The sequence below is a fragment of the Wolbachia endosymbiont (group B) of Sphaerophoria taeniata genome (assembly GCF_947179355.1).
GTDB lineage: Bacteria > Pseudomonadota > Alphaproteobacteria > Rickettsiales > Anaplasmataceae > Wolbachia.
On record NZ_CAMXAW010000002.1, the window covers coordinates 94,074 to 120,816 of the forward strand.

General features: G+C 33.8%; 22 protein-coding genes, 1 tRNA gene, 1 other RNA gene and 1 pseudogene. 13 read left to right on the forward strand and 12 right to left on the reverse strand.

What is annotated here, in order from left to right; all coding sequences use genetic code 11:
• Positions 1–2 precede the first annotated feature (2 nt).
• Positions 3–340, forward strand: a transfer-messenger RNA (tmRNA) gene (gene ssrA / locus ONG75_RS01650).
• A gap of 16 nt (positions 341–356) precedes the next feature.
• A complete protein-coding gene (locus ONG75_RS01655) occupies positions 357–785 on the forward strand; it encodes a ClpXP protease specificity-enhancing factor SspB (RefSeq protein ID WP_264375599.1) in 429 nt (142 codons plus the stop codon).
• A gap of 207 nt (positions 786–992) precedes the next feature.
• On the opposite strand, the pseudogene ONG75_RS01660 reads toward ONG75_RS01655, so the two are convergent.
• Positions 993–1,611, reverse strand: a pseudogene (locus tag ONG75_RS01660) (IS6 family transposase); the annotation flags it as partial.
• 285 nt (positions 1,612–1,896) lie between these two features.
• Here ONG75_RS01660 and ONG75_RS01665 point away from each other — a divergent pair.
• On the forward strand, positions 1,897–2,673 hold the full coding sequence (locus tag ONG75_RS01665) for an enoyl-ACP reductase FabI (protein ID WP_264375600.1): 777 nt from the start codon (positions 1,897–1,899) through the stop codon (positions 2,671–2,673).
• A 394-nt stretch (positions 2,674–3,067) separates the two neighbouring features.
• Here the strand turns inward: ONG75_RS01665 and ONG75_RS01670 are convergent, their stop codons facing one another.
• Entirely contained in the window at positions 3,068–4,249 is a 1,182-nt protein-coding gene (locus tag ONG75_RS01670) for a hypothetical protein (RefSeq protein ID WP_264375601.1), read from the reverse strand.
• A gap of 118 nt (positions 4,250–4,367) precedes the next feature.
• Between ONG75_RS01670 and ychF the strand changes: the two genes are divergently transcribed.
• On the forward strand, positions 4,368–5,462 hold the full coding sequence (gene ychF / locus ONG75_RS01675) for a redox-regulated ATPase YchF (RefSeq protein WP_010406370.1): 1,095 nt from the start codon (positions 4,368–4,370) through the stop codon (positions 5,460–5,462).
• Between the two features lie 7 nt (positions 5,463–5,469).
• On the opposite strand, the gene ONG75_RS01680 is transcribed toward ychF, so the two are convergent.
• Both ONG75_RS01680 and glpX read right to left on the reverse strand, forming a co-directional pair.
• Entirely contained in the window at positions 5,470–6,906 is a 1,437-nt protein-coding gene (locus tag ONG75_RS01680; RefSeq protein ID WP_264375602.1) for a hypothetical protein, read from the reverse strand.
• A 143-nt stretch (positions 6,907–7,049) separates the two neighbouring features.
• On the reverse strand, positions 7,050–7,973 hold the full coding sequence (gene glpX / locus ONG75_RS01685; protein WP_007302771.1) for a class II fructose-bisphosphatase: 924 nt from the start codon (positions 7,971–7,973) through the stop codon (positions 7,050–7,052).
• A gap of 119 nt (positions 7,974–8,092) precedes the next feature.
• Between glpX and ONG75_RS01690 the strand changes: the two genes are divergently transcribed.
• Entirely contained in the window at positions 8,093–9,934 is a 1,842-nt protein-coding gene (locus ONG75_RS01690) for an ankyrin repeat domain-containing protein (protein ID WP_264375603.1), read from the forward strand.
• Between the two features lie 66 nt (positions 9,935–10,000).
• On the opposite strand, the gene ONG75_RS01695 is transcribed toward ONG75_RS01690, so the two are convergent.
• A tRNA-Arg gene (locus ONG75_RS01695) sits at positions 10,001–10,074 on the reverse strand.
• A 151-nt stretch (positions 10,075–10,225) separates the two neighbouring features.
• On the opposite strand from ONG75_RS01695, the gene ONG75_RS01700 reads away from it, so the two are divergent.
• The 6 genes from ONG75_RS01700 to ONG75_RS07775 all read left to right on the forward strand — a co-directional run bounded on the left by ONG75_RS01700 (position 10,226) and on the right by ONG75_RS07775 (position 14,591).
• Entirely contained in the window at positions 10,226–10,963 is a 738-nt protein-coding gene (locus tag ONG75_RS01700; RefSeq protein ID WP_007302769.1) for an ABC transporter ATP-binding protein, read from the forward strand.
• Positions 10,964–11,103: 140 nt separating this feature from the next.
• Positions 11,104–11,271 carry a twin-arginine translocase TatA gene (gene tatA, locus ONG75_RS01705; RefSeq protein WP_006013840.1) on the forward strand — a complete coding sequence of 56 codons (168 nt, stop codon included), beginning with the start codon at positions 11,104–11,106 and terminating at the stop codon, positions 11,269–11,271.
• Positions 11,272–11,397: 126 nt separating this feature from the next.
• The gene (locus ONG75_RS01710; protein ID WP_264375604.1) at positions 11,398–12,051 is read left to right on the forward strand and encodes an exopolysaccharide biosynthesis protein; all 654 of its coding nucleotides are present in this window, start codon (positions 11,398–11,400) and stop codon (positions 12,049–12,051) included.
• Between the two features lie 114 nt (positions 12,052–12,165).
• Positions 12,166–12,822, forward strand: a complete 657-nt coding sequence (locus ONG75_RS01715) for an exopolysaccharide biosynthesis protein (RefSeq protein ID WP_007302767.1) — start codon at positions 12,166–12,168, stop codon at positions 12,820–12,822.
• Positions 12,815–14,209 (forward strand): cysteine--tRNA ligase, encoded by a 1,395-nt coding sequence (gene cysS, locus ONG75_RS01720; protein WP_064085935.1) that lies wholly within the window; start codon positions 12,815–12,817, stop codon positions 14,207–14,209. The genes ONG75_RS01715 and cysS overlap by 8 nt, the downstream gene beginning before the upstream one ends.
• Positions 14,178–14,591, forward strand: a complete 414-nt coding sequence (locus ONG75_RS07775) for a YqaA family protein (RefSeq protein ID WP_012481730.1) — start codon at positions 14,178–14,180, stop codon at positions 14,589–14,591. The genes cysS and ONG75_RS07775 overlap by 32 nt, the downstream gene beginning before the upstream one ends.
• A 30-nt stretch (positions 14,592–14,621) precedes the next feature.
• Here the strand turns inward: ONG75_RS07775 and ONG75_RS01725 are convergent, their stop codons facing one another.
• From ONG75_RS01725 to hemJ, 7 genes are all read right to left on the reverse strand, one after another.
• On the reverse strand, positions 14,622–17,558 hold the full coding sequence (locus ONG75_RS01725) for a DUF3971 domain-containing protein (RefSeq protein WP_264375605.1): 2,937 nt from the start codon (positions 17,556–17,558) through the stop codon (positions 14,622–14,624).
• Positions 17,551–17,988: a ribonuclease HI gene (gene rnhA, locus ONG75_RS01730; protein WP_010401349.1), complete on the reverse strand. Its 438-nt coding sequence runs from the start codon at positions 17,986–17,988 to the stop codon at positions 17,551–17,553. Before rnhA ends, ONG75_RS01725 begins: the two co-directional genes overlap by 8 nt.
• A 175-nt stretch (positions 17,989–18,163) precedes the next feature.
• A complete protein-coding gene (locus ONG75_RS01735; RefSeq protein WP_010401351.1) occupies positions 18,164–19,051 on the reverse strand; it encodes a heme o synthase in 888 nt (295 codons plus the stop codon).
• 1 nt (position 19,052) lies between these two features.
• Positions 19,053–20,603 carry a cytochrome c oxidase subunit I gene (gene ctaD, locus ONG75_RS01740; protein ID WP_139686463.1) on the reverse strand — a complete coding sequence of 517 codons (1,551 nt, stop codon included), beginning with the start codon at positions 20,601–20,603 and terminating at the stop codon, positions 19,053–19,055.
• Positions 20,604–20,618: 15 nt separating this feature from the next.
• Positions 20,619–21,383: a cytochrome c oxidase subunit II gene (gene coxB / locus ONG75_RS01745; RefSeq protein WP_264375831.1), complete on the reverse strand. Its 765-nt coding sequence runs from the start codon at positions 21,381–21,383 to the stop codon at positions 20,619–20,621.
• A gap of 556 nt (positions 21,384–21,939) precedes the next feature.
• Positions 21,940–23,451, reverse strand: a complete 1,512-nt coding sequence (locus ONG75_RS01750; RefSeq protein WP_264375606.1) for an HlyD family type I secretion periplasmic adaptor subunit — start codon at positions 23,449–23,451, stop codon at positions 21,940–21,942.
• A gap of 154 nt (positions 23,452–23,605) precedes the next feature.
• Positions 23,606–24,034: a protoporphyrinogen oxidase HemJ gene (hemJ, locus tag ONG75_RS01755; RefSeq protein ID WP_226080371.1), complete on the reverse strand. Its 429-nt coding sequence runs from the start codon at positions 24,032–24,034 to the stop codon at positions 23,606–23,608.
• A gap of 65 nt (positions 24,035–24,099) precedes the next feature.
• Here hemJ and pdhA point away from each other — a divergent pair, with 65 nt between their 5' ends.
• Positions 24,100–25,080 carry a pyruvate dehydrogenase (acetyl-transferring) E1 component subunit alpha gene (gene pdhA / locus ONG75_RS01760; protein WP_264375607.1) on the forward strand — a complete coding sequence of 327 codons (981 nt, stop codon included), beginning with the start codon at positions 24,100–24,102 and terminating at the stop codon, positions 25,078–25,080.
• Between the two features lie 205 nt (positions 25,081–25,285).
• Positions 25,286–26,716, forward strand: coding sequence for an Asp-tRNA(Asn)/Glu-tRNA(Gln) amidotransferase subunit GatB (gene gatB / locus ONG75_RS01765; protein ID WP_064085943.1), 1,431 nt, complete (start codon positions 25,286–25,288; stop codon positions 26,714–26,716).
• Positions 26,717–26,743 lie beyond the last annotated feature (27 nt).

Consider the following 26,743-nt stretch of genomic DNA (forward strand, 5'->3'; position numbering starts at 1 on the left):
AATAACTTGACATTTATTCAATACTACTGTATAATAAGCATGTGTATTTTTTATACACTATGGCAATAAAATTACCTTGTAATAGGTGTATTGGACCCGAGGGCAGTACTCGGCGCCTCCACCATATTTTTTGATTGATACGGGGGCGAGTAAGGATCGACATGCATAGTAAAGATGGTAGCTTTGCTCGGTTAGATACCACCGCTAAGAGTTCACAATTTAGATGCAAACGATAACTTTGCTGCTGAAGACAATGTTGCATTAGCTGCTTAATTTAGGCACTATAACTTCATTGCTATAAGCACGGTTTAGGGAACGCCGGGTAACAGAAGTTCCCCCAAACATGTAAGGGTTATATGGATAAAACAGATTATCAGAAGTCGATTAGTTATGCTAAATTTCAAGTTATCAAAAAGGCTTTGAATACTATATTAGATAATGTTTTTACTCCTCACTTAGAGATACTGTTTTTTACGCGCTTTAATGGTGTTGTCATACCAGACTACTTGAAAGAATCATACCCTACTCAAATGCTTATTATATTACAGCATCAATTTTTTGGTCTAAAAGTTCTTGAAGATAAGTTTAGCGTCAGTTTGAGCTTTCGTGGAAAACAAGAACAAGTCACTGTACCGTTTTTTGCTATTAGTGAGTTTCATGATAAAATTTCAGGAGATACTTTAGTATTTAGCGTTGATTCTGATAAAGAATATGAAAGTGAGAAATGTGCTGAAAAGTCATCAAATGGTAGTATTATATCTATAGATCAACTTTACGATAAGTAGTTACTTCATTTTATAAATAAAAAATATTGTATCTGTTCAGGATATCGACAAGACCATAGAGTAAAAGTGAGTTTATAACAAATGGTATCATTTGAGTAGCTGACATTGGCTTTCACATAAAAAACGTTGTAAAGCGCTTTCATGTTTACCAACGGTTCTGTCGCATCTATAAACCATAGGAAAGAAGATCATTAAAGGTGGGATTATAGGAGTTATTAACATAGCAAAATTCTCAAAAGTAGAAACATTATTTTAATAATTTGTCTTTTTTGAATCATACGAATATTTTCTATGCCTGTGATGGTAATCTTTGCGGAATGGAAGCTTTTAAACCCAAGCATTGGCTTTATTAGTTTTTTGATAAATCTATCAACAATATTATTTAGATATTTTATTTGAAGAACTGTAATCTTCAGAAATTTCTGCATTCAAATCATCAAGAGCAGCAGTATTACTGCCGCTTTTATCAATTACAATTTTCTCAGGAAGATAGTTACTCCTGAAGGCTTTACGAAAGAATGCAAGTGCTGCAGACTTGTCTCTACTAACACACAAGTCTACAGTATATAAATAAACCCATTTACCGTTTAATTTAATGTAAGTCTCTCCAACTACTACCAACCTGCTTCTTTCTTTTCCTTACTGCCTCATCTATCAGTGGTGATAACCCACCTTTGTAACGTAGCATTTTGCTCCCCTTATACTCATCATTTCTTCCAAATCTCGATAGCTCAAAGAGAATCGACATTTCATGTATACAGATAACATCCGCTGAAAAGCTAAATCCTTTGAAATATGGCAACAATTTTTGATTGATACGAAACATCTTTGCTTTTTTTTTTAGACAATTATATCATTCTTCTTTCTACTTCCCTACAAATGCGACAGAACCGAAAATATTCGTATGATTCAAAAAAGACAAATTATTAAAATAATGTTTCTACTTTTGAGAATTTTGCTATGTTAATAACTCCTATAATCCCACCTTTAATGATCTTCTTTCCTATGGTTTATAGATGCGACAGAACCTTTTTTATACGTTAGCTACAGTTAAAACATAATTGACTTTGCCTAGTTAATATTTCAAATTATAAAAAAGGCAAATAATTCTATGATATTGCAGGGCAAAAAAGGGTTAATAACCGGAATAATAAATAAAAGGTCAATAGCATATGGTATAGCACAGACCCTCTCAGAACATGGAGCTGAGCTTGCAATCACTTATCAAAATGAAACAATAAAAGAGAAATTATTACCAATAGCAAGTGAATTAAATGTAGAGTTAATATTGCACTGTAATGTTTCAAATGAGGAAACTATAGATAATGCTTTTAAGGAAATAAAGGAGAAGTGGGGTGCTATTGATTTTTTGGTACATGCAATAGCATTCTCCGATAAAAATGAGCTAAATGGTAAATATGTCAATACTTCACTAAACAACTTTATTAATGCAATGCATATATCGTGCTATTCTTTTACTGCTTTAGCGCAAAGAGCGGAAAAAATGATGTTAAATGGCGGTAGTTTACTTACTTTATCCTACTATGGTGCTGAAAAAGTTATGCCAAATTATAATGTGATGGGTTTATGTAAAGCAGCACTTGAAGCAAGTGTAAAATATATAGCATGTGATCTCGGACCACAGAACATCAGAGTAAATGCAATTTCTGCTGGTCCAATCAGAACTTTGGCATCTTCTGGAATAAGTGACTTTCACTCCATATCGGAATGGAATAGAAGTAATTCTCCACTTAGACGCAATGTTACAATAGAAGATGTTGGCAAGGCAGCACTATACTTATTAAGCAACCTGAGTAGTGGTACAACTGGAGAAATTTTACATGTTGATTCAGGGTATAATGTTGTGGGAATGAAGATAGTAGACTAATACAGTACTGCAGATGCATGTGAAGCCTGTGTTTTTTTGTTATCCGAGTAATTGACATTGGAGCCCAGTGTCAGCTACTCGAATGACAACATTTTTTAATTAAATCTCGCACATTAACCATAGAGTTATTATTTTATAAGTATTTGTTGCTGCTGATCTTCTATTTTTACTTCCTCCATTTTGGTTAAGGGATTGTGCGTGAGGGTTGCTCTTGAAGTTGCCTTGCAAGGAAAAAGTCTTTTTCCTCCCGATCTTGGAGTTGCTTTGCAAGCAAGAAATCCTATTGTTCTTGTGTTTGTTTTGCTAAGACTTTATTCTTATTAAGCAGTGGTTAAAATGAGCATGGCTTTTATTATAGAATGCCCCCCTATAGAAGTATATAGACTATGAAGACTTATCTTACAGGTTGTGGTACTTGTTGTTGATAAAATGTTTTTTCTACACGTGCTTCTTCCACACTGCACCTTCTTGATAAGACTGGCTCCTCAAGGCATTTTATACGTTGCTGTACATCATTAATGCACTGCCCTATAACATCACCAATTTTTCCATCAGCATTTTTTGCCAATAACTCATCAAACTCCCTCTCAATCTCTACTCTCTCAGAGATATCCTTTGAAAGATCACAATATTCCAAAATTTCATCTATCTGAAGTTGTTTTGCTAATAGAAAGTCTTCTTGCTCCTGCTGCTGTTTTATTAACTCTTGAGTTACAATTTTAGCCCTAGAGTAATGATTTCCTTCAAGATATATTGTTTCTCTCTTTTTACTACCCCATAACTCGTCATTTAATTTATAACTCTCACGATTAAACATCTGATTTAGTTGATCATTGTTTATCATTTCAGGATTTGGTTCAAACTTTTGTTGTTTCTCTCTGCCGCTAACTTTACAATGGACATTAATTTCAATGTTAGCTAAAGAAGCTAATAATTGAATTTCTTCAATAAAAGGAAAATAACTTTTACTTTCTATTGCTTCTAGATAGGATTGATAGAGTTCAGGTTTGTCAAGAAATGAGCGTGTAATAAAATCACTGTTATATTCGGCATTATAGTCACTCTCACCAATGCCATCAAGAGCCTCTGCATATTCACTTAGATTAAGCACAGCTTGATTATGCGATATATTAAATTTGCTAACAGCTCTACTTACTAACCTCTTCACATTACCTTCAGCATTTTCAATTTTCCTATTTGTTTGCTTAACCAGACCCTTTATTTTATCAGACTTGCCAGTTAAATCCCCTGGCTTATTAAAAAACATATTAAAAACCTTTTCTAGCTGATCCTTTAAAGGAGCTGGCATACTTGGATCATCTAAAGACGTAAATCGACTTAAAAATTTGTGCCATTCCATTCTCATATCTTGCGCTCTTTCAGCTTTATATGTACCAGAACTGTTATCACCAAACACTGCATGAAAAAAGCAATTGCCATCACCTGCAGTATCATATTTAACTACTTGGTTATTAGAAGGTTCTTTTTCTACATTACTCTCTGAAGTCTTGCGTCCTTTAGCATTTTCAATACTGTCAAAACCATTTGGTAATTTCCGTTTTCTAAGCCCGACCATAATTTCTACCTTAATTCAAGCTATATGTTATTATATTAACTAACTTATTAATAAGTAACTAATTAGGTATAGCAAAAATTTTTTAATTATGCAATAATTAAGGCTTTAAATAGCAAATATGAGCTTTAACTGTGGTATAGTTGGGTTACCAAATATAGGAAAATCAACTTTATTTAATGCACTTACAGAGTCAAGTGCAGCTGAAGCTGCAAATTATCCTTTTTGCACAATCGAGCCAAATGTTGGCAAAGTGCCAATACGAGATCAGCGTTTGAAACAAATTGCCTCGATTGCTCACTCGGGGAAAATAATCTACAATCAACTGGAAGTTGTCGATATTGCCGGCTTGGTTAAGGGTGCGAGCAAGGGTGAAGGACTAGGAAATAAATTTTTGAGTCATATCAGAGAAGTTGATGCCATTGTTCATCTGCTCAGGTGCTTTACGGATGACGATATCAGCCATGTAAACAGTAAAATAGATCCAATATCAGATGCTGAAATAGTGGAAATGGAGTTAATTCTAGCTGATATTGATAGCATAGAAAAAAGGCTTCCTCAATTGGAAAAGAAAGCAAAGCAAGGTGATAAAGAGCTAAAGAGACAACTTGAATTAATGCAAGAGGTATTAGCTACTTTAAAATTAGGTAAACCGGCAAGAAGCTTGGAGAATATCGATGAAGATGAGATGAAGTTGCTTCAATTGCTAACAACAAAGCCTGTTATGTATGTATGCAATGTTGAAGATACGAATATCATAACTGGTAATGAACTATCTAAAAGGGTGGAAAAAATGGCGGAAGAAAATAAAAGCAAATTTTATTGTATTTCAGCGAAACTTGAAGCAGATATTGCAAATCTTGATAGTGAAGAGGAAAAACAGAATTTTTTATCAGAATTTGGCTTACAAGAATCAGGACTTGATGGAGTAGCACGTATTATGTATGAAGTGCTAAGTATGATAACTTTTTTTACTGTGGGACCCAAAGAAGCACGTGCATGGCCAATAAAGATAGGATCAACAGCTGACAAAGCAGCAGGTGTAATTCACACTGATTTTGAAAAGGGCTTTATAAAAGCAGAAACCATAAGCTTTGAAGACTATATAAAATATGGAAGCGAATTAGCTTGCAAAGATGCAGGGAAAATTCGCTTCGAAGGCAGAGACTATATAGTGCAAGATGGTGATATAATGCACTTTAGGTTTAATGTGTAGTATACATCTAACTACCAAAGTACCCGGGAGTCCAGCCTTTCTTTATGGCTTCCTCTTCGCTGATCTCATCTAGTTCCACGTCATGGAGAATGGAGCTAGGTGTTGTAACAACTTCTTTCCCCTGTGGTTGTATATTCTTCTCCTCCTCACATAGTACGTACTCCAGACGTTCTTCTAAAAATTCATGTAAAGCTTTACCTTCTATAAGCACATCTTCGCTTTGCTCAGCTAATTTCAAAATTTCGTCTAGTTTAACATCTTTACCATTAATAGTTGCCTGACCAATCTCAATTTCACTAAGATTTACATTTAAACTAATAAAGCAGTTAACAGAATTACCTTTCCCATCTTCTGCACTCCACCTAATTTTCATATCGCATGTTGCATCTTTTGCAAAATAGTAATTTCTTTTTCCATTATCATTCTTCTCAACCGTTGCTATTCTTTTATCGTTACTGTATATTTCTACTATCTTTACCTCATTTTTATTTCTTTCCATCCCTTCAATTTTGTCAGTGAAAAGACGGCTGATTTCTAAGCTACACCCAGGCTTAGAAATATTAATACTAAGATGATCATAATGATTAAGAGAACGTTTTGCATATGCGCATGGCACATAACATCCATCAAAAAAGGCAACTGCACTATCAGTTTTGAGAAATTCCTGTCCGTTACTCATCCCTTCTTCGACTCGAAGAAGATATCTACCCAACCTCTTTTTAAAATTCTTTCTCTTGTCTTCAGGAATAGACTTTTCATTCAATATACTTATTATTTCTTTTTGCTTACTTAATACTACATAATTAAAAAGGAAAATGTTCTTATTCCATCGATAATAATTCGCTATTTTGTCAAATGGATCTGCAGGCCAGCCTTTATTATAATTTACGTTATCCTTATCATCTTTACACAAATTATCCTTAAGGCCAAAATTCAATTTTCTAAAATCTGATAATACTTCTTCTACCCTATCTTCAAAAAATTGAAGTTTATTTTGAAATTCTTTCCCATAATTCATTTTCTCATTTATTTTAAGAAGATATTCACTAAATTTCTTCCTAAAATTTTCTTGATCTTTGTGGGCAAGCCTCTGATCTAATATATCTGTTATGTATTTTCGCTTATTCAATATTACGTAGTTAAAAAGGTCACTTTTTTTCCTCCTTTCATAATCTTCTGCTATTTCGTTAAAACACTCATTACTGTTCTTAAAATCCAATTTTTCGAAGTCTTGGAGCACGTTTTTTACATCATCCTCACTAAATTGAAGATTTGTTTGAGGAGACACGTCAGTTCTACTTTGATCATCAAGTTGAGGATTTTTTTTAGTAGATTGGACTAATAAACTTTCTGTGCTGTTAGAGAAAGAATGATTATTTTCTTCAGATTGAGAACTTTTCTTTTTAGACGTATTAGTAAAAAAATTAGTTAGTGAACTAAACATTAAGCACCTCTTAGTATTACTATTTAACTATAACTTAATGCCAAATGTTGTAAAGCTAAAATTAATATGTAAATTCATTTTTTTAAGACAATTATAAGTATCTTCCTTCTATAAAAATTTTATAATCAGCATATGACAAATGTTTAAGATATTGATTTTGTTTGTATTTTTATTACTTTACCAGGCAATATTATTAATGAATTAGTCAGACAAATATCTTGGCCAAACTTTACTCCATCCACAAACTCTCCATTTGTTACTCCAGTTGCAATGAACACTGATTCACTTCTTGCCATGTCTTTCACGGTGTAGATTTTTTCTGGGTCAGTGATATTCAAATTTTTTGCTCTTTCTTTTAATTGATCCGTGTCAAATATTAATCTTCCTTCTATCTGCCCACCGATTGAGCTTAGCGCTGCTGCTGCAAGCACTCCTTCTGGAGCTCCTCCTGTGCCGATATACATATCGTGATTGCCATTTATTAGCGAAACTATGGCTGCAACATCACCATCATCTATTAATTTCACTTTTGCTCCTAGCTTCCTAATTTTTGCTATTAATTCATCATGTCTTTCACGTTTAAGTACAGTTACTATAAGATCACTTGCTTTACATCCTTTTGCCTTGGCTAAATTGTCCAGATTCTTCTCAATCCTATTTTTTAGTGAGACTACACCCTCTGGGAGATTTTTTCCCACTGCTATCTTTTCCATATAAACATCAGGTGCATGTAAAAAATTACCTTTTTTTGTTGCAGCAAGAACAGACATTGCCCCTTGTTTATAATGAGCGCAAATCGTAGTGCCTTCAAGTGGATCAACAGCAATGTCAATCTCAGGGCCACTTCCTGTGCCAACTTTTTCTCCGATATATAGCATCGGTGCTTCGTCCCTCTCCCCTTCCCCAATCACAATTGTACCATTTATTTCCATTGAGTTTAGCACCGTACGCATTGCATCAACTGCAACCTGATCGGCCTTTTTTTCATTACCAAGGCCTGCCAATTTATATGCAGCAAGTGCTGCAGCTTCGGTTACTTTCACTAACTTATAGGCTAAATCTTCTATCATTTGCTCGAGAATCATAAATCAATATATATCATGCCATTTGATACTGCAAGATTACTTGACGGAATAATGAAAAAGTTGATATAATAAGCGTATAGCAATAATAGTAAGATTTGAATATGATCGGTAATTTAACTTATGAAGATGTAAAGAAATTTGTAACTGATAATCCTAATATAGCTGCTCAGGAATTTGGTGAGAAGCTAAAACAAAGTGGGCCAACAGATGCAAAGATTTGTGATTTGTTTATGGATATTCTCCGCTCAGGGACAAGCAGTATTTTAAATGATTATGATACATTTCTAAAAATTGTTGAATTGCTCGCAAAGTCAAATATTAAAATTGATATTGGAGATACTACTTCTAAAACTGTATTAGATTACGCTGTGTCAGGTGAAAAACCTAACGTTATAAAGATATTTTTGGATAGCGATAAATTTGATCAAGAAAGAAAATCGAATGCTTTGTTGACCGCCGTTAATGAAGGTAAAGTTCAAGAGTTTGAGATATTTTTAGATTACATAGATCATACGAAAATACTGGAGGCTCTCAACACAGCTACTTGCAATGAGGACACTGACATTATGAAGGTACTCTTGAATAACAAAAGATTTACTGGAGAAGAGAAAGTTCAGGCTTTGAGTAATGCCTCTGTAGATGGCGACCTACCAAAAGTTAAGTTACTTTTAAAGTATATGACAGGTATACCAGAAGATGGCATAAGAAATCTTTTAGGAATAATTGAAGAGAAAAAATTATCACTTAGAAAAGAACTTAAAATAGATTCTGAATTTAAAGTCGATTTCAGCAATTCTGATCACAATAAATATCTCTCAAGCTGTGTAATAATTGCACTGCTTAGATCAGCAATAAACAAGAAGCAAAACACACCTGATGGAGCGGAGTCCAATGTCAGTAATACAAGCACTGGTCTCACGCTAAATAATGATGACATTAGGAATCTGTGTCTTGATATAGATAGGGTTACAAAACAGGATAGCACAGTTACTAGTTTTGAAGATTTGCAAAAAAGGTTAAAAAGGAAGGGAATTAATCTTCAGAGCAAATGTGAAAAAAATGCTGTACTAGAATATGCAATTAAAGATCAAAATTTGAACGTTATAAAATTTCTCTTACAAAATGGAATGACCATCATCAATGCAATCGGTCAAGAAGGAAGGTATTACGTTAGCAAAATTGAAGGAGAAAAATCTATATTATGCTTTGTTGTCTCTTACACTGATGATGACAATGCTGAGATTCTGAGCACGTTACTGCAAAGTGTTAATGCAGAGCAATCAAAACTAGATCCTGAAAGTGAATTGTACAGATTATATCAACAGTTAAAGGATGATGCATTCTGCACTGCTATTGCAGAAAATAATTCTGTAGCAGCGACAGTGCTAATACAGAACGATCAAGAAACACGCGCATCAGCAGTAAACAAGGATGAAACACCTGTAGTAACAGGGACTGACCAGGTTGTTACTACGCCAAGCGTAGAAGAAAATAGAACAGAACCTAACAAAAATATTAGTAATAAACCTACGGCAACAGCGCCTCCAGTTAGTACTAATGGTAATAATAACAAAAATGAAGCACCTGTATCAACAAGGACTGGCCCAACTGTCACACCAAATAATGATAAGAAAGCTAACGGCTTTGTAGAGGCTCAATTTTCTCCACCAAATGAAAAAGAAACTAAATACAAAAAAAGTAAGGAGAGTTTTTACGCCTCATTAAGGAGTGATGTTGTTGGAGTTGTTATTGCAGGATTGTTTGTTGCTGCTGCTGTGACGGTTCCATCTTTAGCTGGTGCATTAGTTTGCAGTGTCCTAGCTATTTTAGTTGTAATGGTAACTGGATTACATGTAAAAAATTTTACACTTCCAAGTTACAGCGAAATGAGAGAAAATAAGGTTGAACCTGTAAATTCAAGTTTGAGAAACCATGCAATCTAGCTCCTAGAATCACTTTTCAAACCAATTATAATTTCTTGATTGTTAAACCACTTTATCAAAATTAAGTGGGACTAGTGCGATTCGAACGCACGGCCTTCGGATTAGGAATCCAACGCTCTATCCTACTGAGCTATAGTCCCATGTCTTCTGCTATTTATGCAAAATTATAGCAAAAAGTCTCGCATTTTTCTAGGCACCCTGTACAATTAATTCACAATAATAAAAAATATTTCTGTATTTCTTGAATGTAATACTGTTATATTTAATAATACGATTCCAATTGAAAGATTAATGCTAGTTAACAATATTAGTTACTTTTATAGTAATCAAGATGGCTTTGCTTTAAGCAACATCAACATTCAAGTGAAGAAAGGAAGTGTTGCCTGTTTACTAGGTCATTCTGGCTGTGGCAAGTCAACAATTCTAAAATTAATCGCAGGAATAGAAAATCCAAAATCTGGAACCATTGTTATAAATGATAAATTAGTTGCAAGTAACAAAGTGTCAATTGCTATAGAGCGTAGAAATATCGGATTGATTTTTCAGCATTCTGCATTATTTCCTCATAAAACAGTAATAGAAAATATAACTTTTGCTATTTGCAGTACTTCTAAGAAAGAAAAATACCTTACTGCATTGGAAATCTTAAAGCTATTTAATATAGAAAAATATGAAAACATGTACCCTCATGCTTTATCAGGAGGACAGCAACAATTAGTTGCAATAGCAAGAGTAATGGCGCAAAATCCTGATGTTGTTTTGCTCGATGAACCATTTTCTAATTTAGATATACTGCTCAAATATCGAATAAGGCACCATATATTGTCACTTTTTAGAAGCAAAAATATTCCTGTACTCATGGTAACTCATGATCCGCAAGAAGCGTTGAAAGTTGCAGATTTTATTTACGTGATGAAAAATGGTAAAATTATTCAATCAGGAGTTCCTAGCTACATATACCACAGACCTAAAGATGATACGTTAGCAAAATTTTTTAGTGAGCTTCCTTTTACTCTACAGCTAAACTAAACTTAATGTTAGGCTAAAACTATTATAAGATAATTAAAAACTCTTGATTTATAATTCAATAAAAGTGATATAATTTATGTATCACTTGGCTTCAGTCAAGTTTTAATACCTAAAAGTTAATATTTTCAACGGAGGTACAAATGAGTTTAGGTCCATGGCAGCTGTTTCTAGTCTTAATAATAATCTTAGTTCTGTTTGGTGCAGGTAGGTTACCACAAGTTATGGGTGATTTAGGCAAAGGCATTAAAAACCTTAAACAAGAACTTAAGGATTCAGAGAAACTATCATCTAATGAACCAGATCGTTAGCTTCCTTATGTTTCGTGACACGCACTAAAGTGCGTGTCATTTGTTTAAACAAGGCTAAAGAATTGAAGAGGTATGATTGAAGTACAGTAATAATTATGTTAGTTAGAATGTTATTAAAGGTTAATCGTGGAAGAAAGTGAGAAATTGACTGAAGATAAAAAATTGGCCTCTGATATTCTAAAAGAGGTTGCAGATACCAATAACAACGATAGTGATAAAGTAACATTGTTCGACATCAAAACAGCTTTACATGAGCGCGGTTTTGGTATTTTAATAATCATCTTCTCTTTACCGCTATCAGTACCTATACCTGTTCCACCTGGCTATACAACCATTCTTTCTATACCTTTAATCTTATTTTCACTGCAGCTTCTATTTGGGTTTGGTTCTCCTTGGATGCCTAATTGGCTAGAAAGGAAATCTTTTCAACGTTCAACACTAGCTCTCGTGGTAGAGAAAACTTCACCTATATTAAAAAAAATAGAAAAGTTCATGAAACCAAGAATGTCTTTTATTTTTCTTGGTCCGGGTGAAAAGATTCTAGCTTTTATGATGTTGCTTTGTGCAATAATAATAGCTCTTCCATTACCTTTTACTCACTTCCTTCCTGCAATTGGTATAACTCTTATTTCACTCGGCATTATGGGTAAAGATGGATTTTTATCTACGTTAGGAGTGTTAGTTTCATTCTGTGCGTTATTGGTTACCCTTATTGTAATAGTTAAAGGACCAAAACTTATAGCCGGAACACTTTCTCTTCTTAAAAGCCTTATAACTTAAAAGCTTTACAACACTTTAATAAAAGAATGAAGTACAGCATGAAATGAATAATCGATATTGAAATATAGCAATAACTGTGTTAGTTAGAAGTTATATTGTTATTAAAGGGTAACTGTGGAAAAAAGTGTGAAATTGACTGAAGATAAAAAATTGGCCTCTGATATTCTAAAAGAGGTTGCAGATACTAATAATAACGATAATGATAAAGTAACATTATTTGATATTAAAACAGCTTTACATGAGCGCGGTTTTGGTATTTTAATAATCATCTTCTCTTTACCGCTATCAGTACCTATACCTGTTCCACCTGGCTATACAACCATTCTTTCTATACCTTTAATCTTATTTTCACTGCAGCTTCTATTTGGGTTTGATTCCCCTTGGATGCCTAATTGGCTAGAAAGGAAATCTTTTCAACGTTCAACACTAGCTCTCGTGGTAGAGAAAACTTCACCTACATTAAAAAAAATAGAAAAGTTCATGAAACCAAGAATGTCTTTCATTTTTCGTGGTCCTGGTGAAAATATTTTAGCATTTATAATGCTGCTTTGTGCATTATCGATAGCAATCCCACTTCCTTTAACTAACTTCATTCCTGCAATTGGTACAACTCTCATTTCACTGGGTATCATGAGCAAAGATGGATTTCTCTCTATAATGGGAGTATTAGTATCATTGTGTGGGTTATTACTTACTCTTGTCGTAATAGTTAAAGGACCACAGCTTATATTTGGAGCATTTTCTTTTCTAAAAAGCTTTGTATATGGTTAAGCTTTACAACACTTTAACAAAAAAAAAAGAGCCCTTTACACCAATCGATAAAGATCATATAAAAATGTACGTTTGTGGGCCAACAGTATATGATACAGCACATATAGGTAATGCACGTTCTATTGTTGTTTACGATGTATTATTTCGACTGCTTAAATTTTGTTATGGAAAAGTTACTTATGTGCGTAATATAACCGACATCGATGACAAGATAATCAATGCAGCAAATGAGAAAAATAGTAATATAGAAAGCATTAGCAAATATTACACTAAAACTTTTCATGAAGACATGGAAAGCATAAATTGTGCAGAACCAACATATGAACCAAAAGCAACGGAAAACATAGATAACATTATCAAGTTAATTGAGTCTTTGCTGCAAGCTGGTCATGCTTATGAATCCAATAAACATGTATATTTTAGTGTAGAATCTTACCCTGAATACGGCGTTTTATCAGGAAAAAAAATTGATGAATTAAACTACGGTAGTAGAGTTGAAGTTGGTGAAAATAAAAAACACCCAGGAGACTTCGTACTTTGGAAACCTGCAAACGAAACTGACTATAAACTTTCAAGTCACTGGAATAGTCCATGGGGAGAGGGAAGACCAGGGTGGCATATAGAATGTTCAGCAATGTCATATGCTTACCTTGGCAAAGATTTTGACATTCACGGTGGGGGTATAGACTTGCAATTTCCTCATCATGAGAATGAAATTGCACAGAGTAAATCTGCATTTGCTGAGTCAACGTTTGCAAAATATTGGGTACACAACGGGTTTCTTACGGTAAATGAAGAGAAAATGAGCAAATCCTTATTTAATATAGTCAAAGTAAGGGATTTGTTAGATAGTGGAATAAAGGGTGAAGTAATACGTTATGCGCTGCTTAAAACTCACTACAGAAAACCACTTGATTGGACAGAAAATGTTATCTCTGAGTCGCAAGAAACTTTAAACAAGTTTTATCGGTTATTACGTAGTACATGTATTGAGGAAAGTGATGCAGAAGTCTCTAAAGATTTTATAGAGGCTTTGAAAAACGATTTAAACATTCCTGAAGCTGTAGCCATATTGCATGAAATGGCTACAGAAATCAATAAGACAAGTAATGAATGTGAGAGGCTCAAATTAACTAAGAAGTTTGTTAAAAGCGCAAGGTTCATTGGTATTCTTGAGTCAAGTTATCAAGAGTGGTTTGCAAGTGGTGTGAGTCATCAAGAAATAGAAAGGTTGATAGACTTAAGAAAAGTAGCAAAACAAAATAAAGATTATGATACTGCAGACAAAATAAGAGAGCAATTGAAACAAATGGGGGTTACAATTTCTGACAACGAAGATGGTACAACAACTTGGTATGGAAAATTATCTCCTATTGTTTATAGATAGCCTAGTATCATCGCTTATCTTACCCATACATCAAGGTTTTGTACTTTACACTATGTTATGCTTTAGGTCAAACTACGATCAACTACTTATATTACTTTTTGGAGTATTAGGATCCAGTCTTGGTGGAATAGCTAACTGGTATTTAGGTAGAATAACAATTTTTATCAGAAGATCACATCACAAATTAGAGAATGAAGACAAAACACCAAAAATTGTAAGGCACCTACTGATTTGTGCAGTTGCATTGCTTTCGTGGGTACCAGCACTTGGAAGTGTGACTCAGATTTTATCCGGTTACTTCAAGTTAAACCTTTATATTCTTGTTCCCTTAATTATTTTATCTAACTTCCTCTGTTTGTTGTATCTAACGTTTACCATCTAACTAAACATCAATAAACAACTTTTCTTCTGGTCATATTGAGCTAAATTTCTTCTTCAAACTACCTTTTAAAATGCTTTTATTAGTTTTTGTCATAATACGATCAAATACTCCTAATAACCTCTTAAGTAAGCTTGGGGTTAGCGAAGAGATAGGATTAACAGATACGTTGTTGTTTTTATCATCACCATTTGCTTTGTAGTCTATTGAAATAATCCCCCTACTCTTCCCACCAGTCAGAAGTTTTCCGATTATAGGGATTTTCAACAAAGATTTGTTAATTGAGTATGCCGGTATTACTTGTCCTTCAACCTGGAATTTATAACCCTTAATATCGAGCGTACCACTAGTGCTAATGCCTAGTTCCGCTCCTTCAAGCCAAAATTCTTCAATTTCAACAGTGCCATCTTTATATGAAAAAGGTGCATTACACTTATAAAAATGTACACCTTCGTTCTTTATAGCATTTACAATACCAGGCAGTGAAGACATTGATAATAAAGTGGTAAGCAGTGGAGCATCTTTGATATAGAAATTGCTGATAGATAACATACCATAATGTTCTCCATTTTCTCTCTTAGAAGATAGATAAAGAGATAATTTGCCATTTTTAACTGATTTACCAATACCTAAAGAACGCAAAAGCATACCTGAATTATCCGAATATATTTCAAGCCCTATTTCACTATGTTCTACTAGTATATTACTGTTATCTTCTAAAAACTGTCCTGTGAATTGACTTCCACTACAATCACCTTTAGCACAAGTTACATTTAGCTTAGCATCTTTTATGATAATTCCTTCTTTCATAATTATATTATCAACATTCATAGTAACTTCTATTTTGTTATTTAATCGATTACTATCTTTGCCAAGTAAACCTAACACATCACTTAAGTTGATTTTCTCACCGTGAATAGTTATGGCATTTTTCTCCTTACCTGATTCAATTTCTATACTAAAATTATTATCAGGTAATTTAAAGTTGCTAGAATTTAAATATAGATTTCCATTTTCTACTCTTCCGCTGAATTTTATGTCTAGATCATTTCCTACAACGTCTAGTTTGTCTATTAGCAACTTACCTGCTCCTTTTAGCCTTGTAGAAAATAAAACTTCATTGTGATCTTCAAAATGGTTTTTCCACCCTAAGTAGCTTGAACGCAACTCGAGCTCTGATAAATCTATATTACCATTAACGTACCCTGTTTTGTCTTGATACATTACTGACTCTATATTTGCATTGATATAACCATCACCGAAATTAAGTATTTGAGCAGGTAAATCTCCAGTCAAACTCCAGGCAAAATTTTCATTTTTATTGCTACTTTTGAGGTCAAATAGAAGCTGTGTATTATTCACCATACCACTGCCATTTAACTCTATAAAGTCACTCCCAAAATCGAGCTTAATATCATACTTACCAAAACTTCCATTATACACCACCAAATTATCAATTTCAGAATGAAATTTGGCCGAAAAATCTACTTTTTTATCACTAGAGTTTAGATTAAAAATGCGAAAATTGAATACAGACTTTGCTATTCCACCTACTTTATCTCTTTCAAGTTTTACCACATCATCCAGCTTAAATCTTATAGGCTCATATAACCCATAAGCATCACTTACAGCCTGACCATTAATGGTAAGAACAGAATCTTCTTTATTGAGAGAGTTCATTTCAATATGACCACTATTGATAGTAAAATTCTGAAACTTAGCTCTATTTACAATAATTTTGAGATTGTTATCCTTGAGAGTTAACTCACCGTTCAACTTCTCCACTCGTTCAAAATCCTCATCAAATTGAACGCTGCCATTTTCTATATCAGCAACGATTACAATACCTGACAGATCATCATTTATTAAACTATCGATTTTACCGTTAAAACTTATAATTGTATTTATAATATTCCCATCAATATTATTACAATACCACTTTCTAAATTCATTGTTCACTAGACCATCTGGTACATAAGTACATAAATCTTTTGCAACAAGTTTACTAATATTAACTCTAAGCAAAGCATGATTTGTGCCAAAGTTCATTTTGCCAATCAAAGAAAGGTAAGTATCATTTAACTTAAAATGAAAGTTTTTTACGCTAATGATTTCATCACTATATGTCAAATTTACATTTACATTAGTCAAGGCTAAGTTTTTACCTGAGTGACTCTCTGTATTTAACACGTATATGTTTCCATCCATAACTTCATCCTTTCCATTAATTCTCATTGAGAAGTTCCCTTTGAACCCTATTTCTTTGTCCAAATTGTAACTTTTAACTAGTGTGGAAAACTCGTTAAATAGCCCCAACTTTAGGTTATAAAATGTTCCATACAAATTTAACAAATTATTGCGATTTTTTATCATAATAGATAAATCATCTAGAATCCCCTTTTTATCTTTTGTATGAACACGAATATCCAAAACATTAAAATTTTCCTCCTTTCCTACATATACTTTATCAATGAAGAATTCACCTTCCGTGCTTTTATTGACAGCAATGTTAGTAATTTCAATCCTTGAGTCTGCATTTAAGTAGAAAAAAATTTTTCTTATTGTCTTCAGCAGATTTTTTGTACTACTCATCTTATCTGTCATTACAGATGTTGTTATTCCTCTGGTCTCTTCCTTCTTGATATATATGTGTACATTACCAGCTAAAACCTGAGAGAACTTTTTGGAACTTAACTTAAAGTGTACGAAAAGCTCAGGAACTTCTATGGTAAAGTCAGGATTTGTTATTTTTAAATCTGTAATGACTAGCTTGCCATCTTTCTGCCAAATAACCGAGGTACTCTCCATGCTGACATCCGAATTGGTAAATATCTTTAATATTTTTTTCTTTATATAAAAATTAATATAACTAATATTGATTTCTAAAGGACCTTCCCCTTTAAAAGGGATAAAGAAGCAGAATATAAATAATAAAATTATAGAAAATGATAGAGCTATTTTTTTAAGCATCGATTATTGCTTTTCTTGCTAAGCTGTCGGCTTCTTCATTGTATTTATCACCATTATGCGCTTTCACCCACTTCCAGTTAATCTCATGTTGCAAAGCAACATCGTCTAATTCTTTCCATAATTCTATATTTTTTACTGACTTCTTATTACTTGTCTTCCAGCCGTTCATTTTCCACTTATTTATCCATTCTGTTATACCGTATTTAATATAGAGGCTATCCGTATACAAACTGATATTACAAGGAAATTTTAATACCTTCAGTCCATTGATCACTGCTGTTAACTCCATTTTATTATTTGTAGTATTTTCTTCTCTACCACAGATGTTCTTTCTATGATTTTGAAATAATATGATTGCTGCCCACCCTCCTGTCCCTGGGTTACCAGAGCATGCTCCATCTGTGTATATTGTCACTTCCTTTTTCTTCATCTTTAACTGTAGTGAATTAATAAAGTATATCGTTGCTTCTATAAAATCACAATTTTTATAGATATAGAGGCAATTTAAGCCGCACCTTTAAATTTTATTATGGAAATAAAAAAAAGTGCTACAACGAGCATTATTAGAAGAGAAAGTAAAAGATAGTTTTTATGTTCTTTCATGGTTAAAACAAATCAATAGAGCAGTAAATAACGCTGGCAAACAGAGAAAATAGATAAGAAATCGAATAAGAAAACATTTTTTTCTGCGAGCTATGACTCTTAAGCCTTATAACGGATGCAGCAAACCAAATAAAAACACACCCTTCAATAATTGCCATACTGAGGTAAAATAGAGCCTTTTTCAAAAATAGTGCTGGAAGTAAGCTAGTTAATACGAGTAACACGCTATAGATTAATATATATTTCCTCGTTTTTTCTGGACCATAAACGATATTGAACATTGGAATCGATGCTTTTGTATAATCTTCAGATCTATTTAAGGATAGAGCCCAAAAATGTGGTGGAGTCCACATAAAAATTATTAAAAATAGAATACAACTTTCCCAGCTTACAGAGTCAGTTACAACCGCCCAGCCAATCATTGGAGGAAAAGCACCTGCTGCACCACCAATAACAATATTCTGCGGAGTACGCCTTTTGAGCCAAATTGTATACACAAAAACATAAAATAATATGCTAATTGCAAGCAAAGCAGCAGAAACATAGTTCACTGCTATTGCCATGATAAATACTGACAATATTCCAAGAGTTATGCCAAATTCAAGCGCGCTTTCTGCAGAAACTCTACCTGAAGGTATAGGGCGGTTTTTTGTTCTCTCCATAAGCAAGTCTATATCTCTGTCATACCACATATTTATTGCACCTGCAGATCCTGAACCAAGAGCAATGCACATAAGAGATATTAGTGCAAGGAAAGGATGAATGCTACCTGGTGCAGCAACCATTCCAGCAATTGCAGTAAACACTACAAGGTACATTATCCTTGGCTTCAGCAAATGCCAAAAATCCAGTATTGTTGATTCAACATTTAGCAAAACACTTGTGTACATTCTATTTTATCACTGGTGGTTTTTCAAAAGTATGAAAAGGCGGTGGTGAAGATACCGTCCATTCTAAAGTGTCACCTTCCCAAGGATTATCTCCAGTTTTTTTGCCCCACTTAAAGAGATGTATAACTATAAATACAAAAAACATAACTGAAAGAAAGGACATATATGAGCCAATTGAGGATATATAATTCCAAGGGATAAACGCGTCGGGATAATCAGGTATACGCCTTGGCATACCTGCTAATCCCAGGAAATGCTGGGGTAAGAAAGTGACATTGGTGCTAATAAAAGTGAGCCAAAAGTGTATCTTTCCTAAACACTCGTTATATTGCTTACCTGACATTTTGCCTATCCAATAATAAAAACCGGCGAAAGCTCCAAATAATGCAGCAAGCGACATGACATAGTGAAAGTGAGCAACGACATAATAGGTATCGTGCAAAAGCTTATCTATTCCACCGTGAGAAAGAATTATTCCGGTTATACCACCTCCAACAAACATGAAAATAAAACCTAATGCAAACAGCATTGGTGTCTTCAATTCAATCGCTCCACCCCACATAGTTGCAATCCAACTAAAGACTTTTACACCAGTTATAACACCAATGAAAATTGTGCTAGTGCTAAAAAATATAGCAGCATCCTCGCTAAGCCCAACAGTAAACATATGGTGAGCCCAAACCATGAAGCCAAACGTTGCTATTCCTATCATGGCATAAACCATTCCCATATAACCAAATACTGGCCTATGAGAAAAAGTTGACACAATCTGACTGATGATACCAAATGCAGGAAAAATAATTATGTAAACTTCTGGATGACCAAAAAACCAAAACAGATGTTGAAATAACACAGGATCACCACCACCAGCAGGATCAAAAAAGGAGGTACCTATATTACGATCAGTGAGCAGCATAGTTATAGCACCAGCAAGTACCGGTAAGGCAACAATTAACATAAATGACGTGAGTAAAATAGACCAAACAAATAGTGGTATCTTAGTTAGTGACATACCTTTTGCACGCATATTGAATATGGTAACTATAAAGTTGATCGCCCCAACAATTGATGACATACCAGCAATATGAAGTGCAAGTATAGCAAGATCAACTCCTGCACTTGGGTGGGACATAATTTGCGACAAAGGTGGGTATAAAGTCCATCCTGTTCCAGGACCTTCGCCAGCAAATACCGAGAGGATAAGCAAAATAAAAGATGAAACTAACAACCAAAAACTTAAATTATTCATACGAGGAAATGCCATATCTGGTGCACCAATCATGAGAGGTACGAACCAATTACCAAATCCTCCCATTAAGGCTGGCATTATCATAAAAAACACCATTATTACCGCATGCCCTGTAATCATTACGTTATATAGCTGGTAATTATTGTTAAGTATATTAATGTGCATTAGCTGAGTACGAATAATTACCGATAATAATCCACCAATAATTCCAGCTAATATGGAAAAAATAATGTATAGTGTCCCTATATCTTTGTGATTAGTAGAAAACAGCCAACGTCTTATACCTTTTGGTACATCACTCATATCTATACTCCAAACTTAACTTACTAATTTTTTATCTTCAATCCACTTATTAAAATCTTCTTTACTCACTGCTTCAACAACAATTGGCATAAATCCATGACCTTGACCACATAGTTCATAACATTGCCCATAATAAATACCGGGCTTTGTAACGTTAAACCATGCTTCATTCAGCCTACCTGGTATTGCATCAATTTTTATACCAAAAGCCGGTATTCCCCAGCTATGTATTACATCTCCTGCTGTCACTTGTAAACGAATATTAGTATTGATAGGTAAAATAACGTTATTATCAACAGAGAATAGTTTTAAATCTCTTTCGGTAAAGTCTTCTTTTCCTTTTATATAGCTGTCAAATGAAATACCTTGATATTCTGGGTACTGGTAACTCCAATACCATTGATGACCAATAACTTTTAGTGTTATGTCAGCTTTTGGCACTTTCTCCTGTAGTTTAATTAATTCAGCATTTTTAAAAGCCAATACCCCAACAATAATCGTTGGTATAACAAACCAGATAATTTCTACAAAGATATTATGAGTTATTTTACTGACATTTTTCACTTTGCCCTTACGAAAGCGAAATACTACATAAGCAAGCAGGGCCCATACAAAAAGCATAATTGCAATCATTACACTCATCACAAACGAATGTGACTTAACTACAGCCTCCATTATCTCAGTTGCAGGCGCAGGAAACCCAAATTGCCAAGAAGTAGGAGCAGAAGCAATTGATATGTTTGAGTAAAACATTATCAATAATGCAAATAACTTCACCATATTTTTTGCTGTAAAACTAACTGTATAATAATATATATACACTTACTATGCAAACAGAGATTATAGAATGTACACAAGTGTTTTGCTAAATATTGAATCAAAAGTAAATGATGATTAATGTTTTTTTAGCATTTAATAAATATACTAATACGATACTAACTTGAGGAAAAAGCATTTACATGAATCTATTTTAAGTTAAAATATTATAATATTTTAAGTTAAGTATTTACTTTAAGGAAGTTCTATAATAAGTTTAATAGTGTCTGTTATTGCTAATAACCCTCTAGCCTCACACCTAAAAGCAGTAACAGACACTATTAAACTTTAGGTAAGTTTGCCTATTTATAATTCATTGAGGTAAAAATCTTACTAATTCCTTTAATTCTATTATACAGCTGAGTTTACTAATTAACCTTTAATGTTTACGTTAGCATTTGCATCTTAAATCAAAGATTTACATATTATAGAAAATAATTATAAAATAATACACTACTTGTGTGTAAATTTTTTTGCATATCAAACTCTGTAAACAAATTTTTTAGAAAAGCAAAATAAATTATCTCTCTATGAAAGATCTATCGAATGTTGCAATTATAGGTGTAAACAAGAACGATAAAAGAGTGCGGGATTGAGTAACTATATATACTTCTGCTGGCATACCAGGATATAGGTATACGTTTTTAAATTGAGCAAGTTCTGATTTTGGTATCACCACTCGCACTGAATAATAACGCCCCATCCTTGGATCATCAAGAGCATCAGGGGAAATATGGTTTACTATACCGTTAATTAAACTTAAGCGACGTGCACTATAAGCGCTCAGCCTTACTTTAACTTTTAGCCCTTCTAGTCCGTCGACAGAGACTATATTGCTATCTTTCTTTTTTGCTGACAGTATCTCTTCTATGTTTCTGGTTAGAACTTTAGCATCTATTATTAGATCATCATCTGATGGTACTATACTCATGATTGGAACTCCAGATTGTATAACACCACCTTCAGTGTGGTATCTTATATCTGTAACTATACCATCTTGAGGTGATTTAATTATTGTACGTGCTAACGAATCTTCAGCAACCATCAGCCTCTCTTTTAAGTCTGCAATAGATGTATTGACTTCCTTAAGCTCAGCATTTGCTCTTTCTTGAGCATCATTCTTCACATTTATAATCTCTAACTCATTTTCTCCAATCTTTTGCTGTACTTGAGATATTGCAGAACGGTAATGTCCAACTCTACCCTCAATTTCAGCAAACTGTTTTTCTAAAGCTAAAATGTGTGGTTTGCTTATATGGCCACTATCAAGTAATTGTCTTTTTGTTTCTAACTCCTCAGTTATCAAGTCATATTGCTTATGGGCTGCATTTAGTTGAAAATTTAGCCCTGCTAATTCATCATTTAACTGCTTTATACGTTGTTGCAGTATGTCAGTTTTTCCTAATATACTCTTTCTCTGAGAGTTGAACAACTTTACCTGATTCTTTATCGCTTTATTTACAAGTTCATCGTTAGATAATCTTTTAACCTCATCAGAAAATTCTAGCGTATCTAAGTCTCCCCTAATTGCAATAAGTCTTGCTTCAGTTGCCAAAAGTGATAAGAGTTTTTCTTTAATTATACTCAAATTTGCCTTTTCGTTAACATCACTTAATAAAACTAAAGGCTCATCTTTTTTAACTGTTTGACCTTCTTTTACTAAAATTTTGCTTATTATTCCCCCACCCAAGTGTTGCACTATTTTTCTATTTGAAGAGACAATAACTTCTCCACTTGCATGCACTGCTCCGTCAATTGGAGCTATAGCCGACCAAATACCACCTATTCCAAAAAAGATGAATATCACCACTAAACCAAAAAATAGTGGTCCCCATGTGACTTTTAGGACTTCATTTGCGTTATTACTCTCACGTTTAAAAATAAAATTTATCATCGCATCAATCCATGCGAACGTCTTATCCAAAAATTGATATTTCTTCTTTCTATTTCCTGCCCTTTGCATATCTATATCATCACTACCAATCAGGCCTGTCAAAGAAAGTCCAGCACTAAGCTTTTTTAACTTACTCATTATAATACTACTGCGAATTCTTGTTAATCAGGATAACACACAAAAACAAAGAATCTATATCTTAAGTACTCTACTTAGACTATGGAACATCAGAATAAACTATTTAGTAACAATTCTTATACTCTATTGAATGGTTCAGCATTAGGCTAGAAAATCAAAAAGGTTTTACAATAACCATAATAACTATAATTATTATTAACACTGTTACTGCTTCGTTTAAAACACGAAAATAAACGTGAGTTTTCTTATTCAAGCCCACTACAAAATTTTTCCTATGCTTTGCAAGTAGGACATGAATAGCAAACATTAAGAATAATGCTAGCGCTTTTACATGAAACCACCCTTCGTGATATGGTTCCCTAATAATCATTAGCATAATTCCAAAACTAAGGGAGAAAAGCATTGCAGGGTTTATGATATATCTAAGGAGTCTCTTCTCCATTATTTGAAGTAAGCTGTCATTTTCTGACCCTGGTTTTACAGATGCATGGTAAACATAAAGCCTTGGCAAATAGAGCATACCTGCCACCCACATAATTACAGAGATAACGTGAAAAGCTTCAAACCAGTGATAGTAGTCCATATAGATAGTATTATAAAATGTTAAAAATTTCTGGTATGATCTCAATTTAATAAAAGAAAGTCAATATGAAAGCAGAAAATTTCACTAAAGAACAGGTGATTGGATTCTACAGAAAAATGCTTCTCATACGCAGATTTGAGGAAAAAGCAGGACAATTATACGGAATGGGATTAATAGGCGGATTCTGTCACTTATCAATAGGGCAAGAAGCAGTTGCAGTTGGGACTCAAGCTGCATCAAAATCTGGTGATGCTTTTATCACAAGCTATAGAGACCATGGCTTAATGCTTGCATGTAATTCTGATCCGAATGTTGTGATGGCAGAACTAACCGGCAAAGAAACAGGGTGTTCAAAAGGCAAAGGTGGCTCCATGCACATATTTGATGTTGAAAAAAATTTCTTTGGTGGACATGGAATAGTAGGTGCACAAGTCCCAATTGGCACAGGAATAGCATTTGCTAATAAATACAAGAAAAAAGATAACGTTGTATTCACATATTTTGGTGACGGTGCTGCAAATCAAGGACAAGTATATGAATCATTTAATATGGCATCTTTGTGGAAGTTACCTGTGGTTTATATCATAGAAAATAACGAATACGCAATGGGAACTTCTGTACAAAGATCAACTTTAGTAACTGAACTATATAAAAGAGGAGAGAATTTTGGTATTCCTGGAAAACAAGTTGATGGAATGGATTTTTTCTCTGTCTATGAGTTAACAAGTGAAATAGCTGAGCACGTACGTGGGGGAAAAGGACCTATCTTGCTTGAAATGAAGACATATCGATATCGTGGACATTCAATGTCAGATCCTGCTACTTATCGCTCAAAAGAAGAAGTTGAAGATATGAAGCAAAATCATGATCCTATAAGCACCCTAAAGCAGTATATAACAGACAATAAAATCGCTTCTGATGAAGAATGCAAAACTATTGATAAGGAAATACGAGATTTAGTAAAAAAGTCAGAAGATTTTGCTAAAAATAGTAAAGAGCCAGGCATTGATGAACTATATACTGATGTTTATAAATTTGTTAGCTAATCAGTTGCCATCAAAATTATGTTTTGGCCTACTATAGATATTTTTTGGCAGCACTTAACTTTATTATATAACAGCCTAGTCAATAGAAACTGTAGTAACTCTTATATTATTGATATACACCGCTCTTGGATCATAGGTTAAATGAGTTTTATTTGACTTTTTGTGCTAGTTTGCAGAATATAAAGTTATTAATTGAATAAAATACATGACAAAAGAAAACTGGGAGACAGTAATTGGACTTGAGGTACACGCTCAGGTTTCTTCTAAGACAAAGCTATTTTCTAGTTCACTAACGGAATTTGGCACTGAGCACAATACTCAAGTTTCTCTAGTTGATGCAGCAATGCCAGGTACATTGCCAATATTAAATTATTTCTGCATAGAGCAAGCAATATGTACCGGTCTTGCACTTTCTGCAGAAATTAATAAGTGCTCTTACTTTGATCGTAAAAATTATTTTTATCCCGATTTACCACAAGGTTACCAAATAACCCAGTTCTTTGAGCCGATAGTTAAAAATGGTAAAGTGTTTATCAATAATAATGAAAAAGAAATAAGAATCGCAAGAATTCACTTAGAGCAAGATGCAGGAAAGAGTATTCATGAAGAAAGCAAAACTTACGTAGATTTAAATCGTGCAGGTGTTGCTTTAATGGAAATTGTTTCAGAGCCAGATCTTCGTTCATCTGCAGAAGCTGCAGAATTCATGAAAAAATTGAGGCAGATTTTGCGTTACATCGGTTCATGTGATGGTGATATGGAAAAGGGGTCACTTCGCTGTGATGCAAATGTTTCTGTTCGCCCAAAGGGTAGTAGCACATTTGGCACTCGTTGTGAAATAAAAAACTTAAATTCAATACGTTATATTGTACAAGCTATAGATTATGAAGCACAAAGGCAGATCAAAATTTTGGAAAGCGGAGGAGAAATAAGTCAAGATACCTTATTGTTTGATGTCACTTTAGGAAAAACAAAAGTGATGAGAAGCAAAGAAGATTCAAGTGACTATAGATATTTCCCTGAACCTGATTTGCTACCTGTTGAAATAAGCCAAGACAAAATTGATTCTATTAAATCATCTTTACCCGAGCTGCCAGATCAAAAAAAACTTCGATACATAGAGGAATTAGGTATCAATGAATATGATGCAGACGTTATCACTTCTGATAAAGAAATTGCCGATTATTTTGAAAAATTAGCAAAAAAGCATGATTCAAAGATTGCAGTTACCTGGTTAACCGTCGAGCTTTTCGGTCGTTTAAATAAAACAAATATTGATATTGTTAGCTCTCCAATCAAAGCAGATGCTTTATCCGAACTCCTCGACTTTATCGTCGATGGAACGATCTCTGCTAAACTTGGTAAACAAGTTTTTGATATTATGTTTGAAACTGGAAAGCCTGCATCCCTTATTATAGAAGAGCAGAATCTCAAGCAAATAACTGACACATGTCAAATCTCAGAGGTAATAGATAAAATCATCAATGACAACCAAGATAAAGTTCAAGAATATAAGGGTGGTAAAACAAGATTGTATGGGTTCTTTGTTGGTGAAGTCATGAAATCCACCAAAGGAAAAGCCAGCCCTGATGTCGTAAACTTGGTTTTGAGTGAAAAATTAAAATTGAGTGCCTAGGTGTACGGTCCCAGATCTTTTGCTATT